Origin of the sequence: Neobacillus drentensis, assembly GCF_036965645.1 — a bacterium.
GTDB lineage: Bacteria > Bacillota > Bacilli > Bacillales > Cytobacillaceae > Neobacillus > Neobacillus drentensis_D.
Genome location: NZ_JBALPZ010000251.1, coordinates 1 through 5,034 on the forward strand (window position 1 = coordinate 1; position 5,034 = coordinate 5,034).

The 5,034-nt window shown below is 34.5% G+C and carries 4 protein-coding genes; 2 read left to right on the forward strand and 2 right to left on the reverse strand.

Annotation, left to right across the window (positions count from 1 at the left end; genetic code table 11):
• Positions 1-842 precede the first annotated feature (842 nt).
• Both V7266_RS29785 and V7266_RS29790 read left to right on the forward strand, forming a co-directional pair.
• Positions 843-1,703 carry a PucR family transcriptional regulator ligand-binding domain-containing protein gene (locus tag V7266_RS29785; protein ID WP_335472848.1) on the forward strand — a complete coding sequence of 287 codons (861 nt, stop codon included), beginning with the start codon at positions 843-845 and terminating at the stop codon, positions 1,701-1,703.
• A gap of 396 nt (positions 1,704-2,099) precedes the next feature.
• Complete coding sequence (locus V7266_RS29790) at positions 2,100-2,897, forward strand: DUF2935 domain-containing protein (RefSeq protein ID WP_335472849.1); 798 nt, start codon at positions 2,100-2,102, stop codon at positions 2,895-2,897.
• Positions 2,898-2,965: 68 nt separating this feature from the next.
• Here V7266_RS29790 and V7266_RS29795 read toward each other — a convergent pair whose 3' ends face one another.
• Both V7266_RS29795 and V7266_RS29800 read right to left on the reverse strand, forming a co-directional pair.
• Positions 2,966-3,352, reverse strand: a complete 387-nt coding sequence (locus V7266_RS29795; protein WP_335472851.1) for a fibronectin type III domain-containing protein — start codon at positions 3,350-3,352, stop codon at positions 2,966-2,968.
• A 48-nt stretch (positions 3,353-3,400) separates the two neighbouring features.
• The gene (locus tag V7266_RS29800) at positions 3,401-4,969 is read right to left on the reverse strand and encodes an alpha-galactosidase (RefSeq protein ID WP_335472853.1); all 1,569 of its coding nucleotides are present in this window, start codon (positions 4,967-4,969) and stop codon (positions 3,401-3,403) included.
• Positions 4,970-5,034: the final 65 nt, after the last annotated feature.

A 5,034-nucleotide genomic window follows, 5' to 3' on the forward strand; every position in this document is an offset into this window, starting at 1 on the left:
TAATTTATTTTTAAAAAAATCAATATTCTAGGAATAGAAATTTTATAAATTTTTCGATTAATAGGGCATCATTAAAAAATAGGTTGGGGAGGAAGAACTATATTTGGTGCGATGGATGTTAAGAAATGGGGAAGTAAACTAGGAAGAAAAGAAATTTATTTATTATTAAAGTTCACATTCTTGACATATTTATTCAAAATTTTTAATTCATATTTCGACAATAACAGAGAAGGTTCCCCTATAAAACTCTATTGTTTTCATCTGAAATCTTAAATGGAGCGTGAATTTTGTAAATTTGGGGTAAATATAGTCGTTTTTTTCGAATTTTCTTTCAATCAGATGTTTGTTACAATAGAAAAAAAGATTACTTAATTTAGGCTGATGGTATAAAATGACACTAAAATACATGATCTCTGAGAGGAGAGGTATATTATGGTATTTAAAGCAAGATTATGGAGAATCTTAACTAAGAACCAGAAATTAAGACTACTAAAGCAAAAAGCTACTTATAAATCAACTGTCTAGAGCCCTTGGCTATGAAGGGCTCTTTATTTTGTCCAAATAAGTCTAATTTAACTGGCAATCGGTTTGTTTGAGTTAACCTTCTCGGTAACTTCCCCGTTTTTTACCCATTTACTTTTTTGAAGAATGACTAACTGCTGATGGATACTATTATTCCTAATATTCCCCTTATGTTGAGAAAGATTACAATTACCCTAGTCTACTATAAAAAATATGTTAGCTTTTCTGACACGCAGATTGTTTATAAAAATATCTGTTGCTAAACTGATTTACGTTGTATCTCAGAATTATGATTAAAAATCTGAGGGAGGATTTTACGAATGATAAGAGTTAAAGACCTAACAAATCTCCAAGAACTTGAACATTTTAAACTAGTTGCTGGTTCAGAAGGGTTAAATAAAATTGTCAGTTGGCCATTTATTTGTCAAGAGCTCATGATTGAAAATTGGGTGAAGGGTTCTGAATTGTTATTTTTTACAGGTATTGGAGTTGAAGTAAATGAAGAAACGTTGATAAACCTCGTTGAACAATGTTTCAGAAGCCATATAGCTGGGATTGTTGTGTTATTAAATGATAATTATATCCAAGCAATCCCAGATGGAATGATTAATAAAGCAAATCAATATAATATTCCACTATTCATCATGCCTTGGGATATACCGTTAATTCAAGTAACCAAAATAATAGCTGATTACATCCACACTTTCTCGAAGGATGAGAAAATGAATAACGAAGTATTTAAAAGATTTATTCAAATGTCCAGTACTAGTACTACTGATTTAGAAGAGTTCACTACAAGCAGTCAGGTAAATCACTACAAATACAATTATTTTGTAATGATAATGGTAGAGAATCAAAATGATCAAACCTATAACTTGGCTAATTATATTGCTTGGAATCATTTTAATACGGGTCTATTTAACATTTGTGATAATGAAATTTGCTTTTTTATTGGTGAAAATTTTAGCGTTAATATTGAACAAAAATGCCAAGATGTAATTAATTTTATAAATTTACAAAAGAATGATACGAAGGTTAAATTGGTTGGTATCAGTGATGAAATAACGAATCAGCAGTATTTAAGAAACTACTATAAACAGGCACAAGATGCTTTATTTTCAGCTATGATCAGAAATGAGCGGATAAAAAAATTTAATGATACTGGAATTAGAATTAGATAAAAAACAAGGAATGTATTGGTATTTTCATGGTTTTAATCTTTCTGCCATTGCAACCTGGCTAATATCGGTCATTTTATATCTAATTATTAAAAATATTCCATTATTTACTTCATCGATAGGTGCTACTTTTCCAACCATTCTGTTTTCTGGCCTGCTCTATTATACTGTAAATAAATTTGCGAGTAATGTTCATAAACCAATTATTCAAGAAAAAACACTAAATTAAGATTCATTCATAAAAGGAGAAAGGTTAGTCCATTCGGATTAACCTTTCTTTTGCTTTTTGTTCTGCGCTAAAAAAGGACAGGCGGGTTCTGCTTTTTTCTTAATAAAGTGTTAATAAGGAGAATAAAATCTAAAATTAGTGAGGGTAGTTTTTTAGGGGGAGGACTGATCATGAATGATGTCTTCGCGAGGACAGCACGATTTGAACACCGTTTTTGGCTGCAAATTTTAGGTGATCATTCAAGGTTTATTTATGAAGCTCTTGCACCAGTTCAAGAAGCAGAAATTAAAATGGCCTCAGATTTTATTGGCATATTTGACACACTGCTTGAGCGTGCAAAAGCAGATGATTTAGGTTCATTAACGATTGAAGCTGAAGCAGAAGTTATAAATTTACGAGAATTTAAATTGGAATTAATTAGAAAGCATCTTATCGGCAAAATTAAGATTCACCTTTCACCCACCTTTCTCAATCACATGGTTAACGAATTAGAAGAATATGTAAGGATTTTAAATCATCTAAAGGCAGGTGAAGTACCACCTATCTACCATGAACTTCATCATCATCTTTTATGGCTATTAGATGCTGCAGGTCATTCGGAGGCGATTGCCACCAATTTAGATGGTGTTGAAAAGAAGTTGAGAGAGAAAAGTAATTTATATAAAAAGAATTTTGAGGATTTTTATATGAAGGCTGTTGAACTAACTGGATACTTAAGGACCAGTTTGACGACGTTTCCAGCTTTAACAAGAATGAATGAAGACACCCAGTTAGAAATAAAATTATTTCAAAATTTTTTGTCTGAACTAGAAGAACTGGAATTAAGTAAGCAAGCATTAGGTACCTTTGCTCCTTTAATGGCGGATCATATGTTTCGTGAGGAATGTTATTACCTTATGAAATTAGCTGAATCAACGAGTTTGGAACCACCGAATTGTGACCCTGCAAAACCGCGATTGAAGGAATAAAAAAAGTGCCAATCAAAAGGAACAAGAAAAGGGGCAGTTTTCACTAAACTACCCCTTTTTTATATCTTTTAAGCTGTTTTATTTAACGGACCTTTTATAGTGTTTGATTTGGATTTGTCTCTTCTAATCCTAAAGAAGGTTGTTAAGAATACTAAGATTAAAAATCCAATCAAAAGAGTGATCAACTGAATAGTTGTCTTGTTGTTGTCCACTAGTACCTCGCTAGACTGTTCACTTTTACCTATGTCGTTCTTTGCCGTTACAAGATATGAATAGTTGGCACCATTTACAGTTGATTTATCCACATAGTTTGGAGTAATTAAATCCGATGCGATAGGTTTGTAACTGTCTAAGCCAAGAATATCCACCTTTTTACGGTAGATCGTATAGGAAGTGGCTCCAGCTGTCTGATTCCAAGTAATTGAAACAGAATTATTTTTATTTTTGTTTGCCATTATCCAGTCTGGAGGTGTTGGAACAGAAGTCTTTTTGGTATGGAAGGATTAAATCCCTATTTGTTGTTCTGTTCCATCTGCTATAGAGGACACTTTCCAGTAATATTGTGTATCCGTTGAAAGGTCCTTTATTTTGGTTGAAGGGGAGGTAACCGCCTGATCAAAAACTATTTTTGTCATCTCAGAATCTTTTGCTACCTGGACATGATAGCTATCCGCCCAGGACTCTGGATTCCAATTTAACGTAACGTTTGAAGGTGGAACCTCCGTTTCACCGCTTGCTGGGGAAACAGTAAGGGCGGCAGCAGGAACCACATGAATCATTTGAGAAGCATGCGTAGAAAGTCTAGCTGTGAACCCTGAGTCTATATTACCCAGCTCTTCATGGCTCCAAAGATCATGTACCATGGCTGACCCATTAAATCCTAACACGTCCCATTGGACTGAGACATTTTCTGGTGTTAATCCTGTATTAAATAGACCAATATTGTACGAACCATCCGGCAATTCTTGAAAAAACACTTGAGAGGTTGATGTTTTAGACAAGCGTTTCCCTGCAGCTCCACTTTGGTTCACCCCAATAATTTCGTCATTCGTAAGCAGGCTCAATCCATAACTGTCTAGTTTTGTTAAGTCGCTGCCAATCACAAAATGCGAAGCGGCAATCGCCCATAACGATACATACGATTGTTTTTCATCTGCCGTTAAACCATCTTTACTTCCGTTTGCTACATTGAGTGAATCCAAGTCATTCCAACCGCCTGCTCTCGCATGAGGCTGCCACTCTGCAACATCATCAAATCTTCGAGAAACCTTTTCCCAATTGGTGTGCGTTGGCGTTCCATAGGCTTCCACATCATGATCTGTCCGCCAGCCATTCGATAATTGCTGCCAGGTAGAAACATTTTTTATATCCAAATTATTGGATAGCTCTACATGAATCGGTCTTCCTGTTTTCTTCAATGCTTTAGCCCAAGCTTCGATATCTAGGATATCCTGGTTGCGAACACCATCAATTTTTAGGTAATCGACACCATAAGAAGCAAACAATCTAGCCCAAGAATCAATATACTCCTGTGCACCAGGCTTCGAATAATCAATAGAATACATATTATCATAATTAAAACTTACTTTTTGCCCCTTGCTGAAGTCTACAATATCTTTTGCATGGTAGGGTGTTCCTTCAATTGGTGTATTTTGATCAATTGCTCCTTTTGGAATACCAAGAGTGACATAAAGACCAAACTTTAATCCCTTTTTGTGGATATAGTCCCCAACTGCTCTCATACCATTTGGGAATTTCTTGGGATCTACTACCCATCTGCCATATTTGTCCACGTTCGTTGTCCAATCAAGTTGATAATAATCATCAAGGTTTACATATTCATAGCCATGTAACTTGAATTTTTCTGTAATAATATCTGCGGCAGCTTTGATGTTTTTTTCAGTCGGTTTCTTACGAATGGAGCTCCAGCTGCTCCAACCCATAAAAGGCCGTCCAGCCAAATTATTGTAGGAGGAAGCTTTAGTTTCTTCTGGATCTATTATTGAAACTGTAATAATTCCAGAAAGCACAAGTGAGAAGGACAACATGGTTGAAAATATTTTTTTAAGCATAAATACCTCCTCTAGTAGAAAATTAGAAATGTTTACACAAAATTTATTAAAATTTAATTCTATTT

What these genes read in the sequence shown, in the direction of transcription:
- V7266_RS29790 (WP_335472849.1), top strand. Translation starts at nt 2,100, where the DNA reads ATGAATGATGTCTTCGCGAGGACAGCACGATTTGAACACCGTTTTTGG.
- V7266_RS29795 (WP_335472851.1), bottom strand. Translation starts at nt 3,352, where the DNA reads ATGGCAAACAAAAATAAAAATAATTCTGTTTCAATTACTTGGAATCAG.
- V7266_RS29785 (WP_335472848.1), top strand. Translation starts at nt 843, where the DNA reads ATGATAAGAGTTAAAGACCTAACAAATCTCCAAGAACTTGAACATTTT.
- V7266_RS29800 (WP_335472853.1), bottom strand. Translation starts at nt 4,969, where the DNA reads ATGCTTAAAAAAATATTTTCAACCATGTTGTCCTTCTCACTTGTGCTT.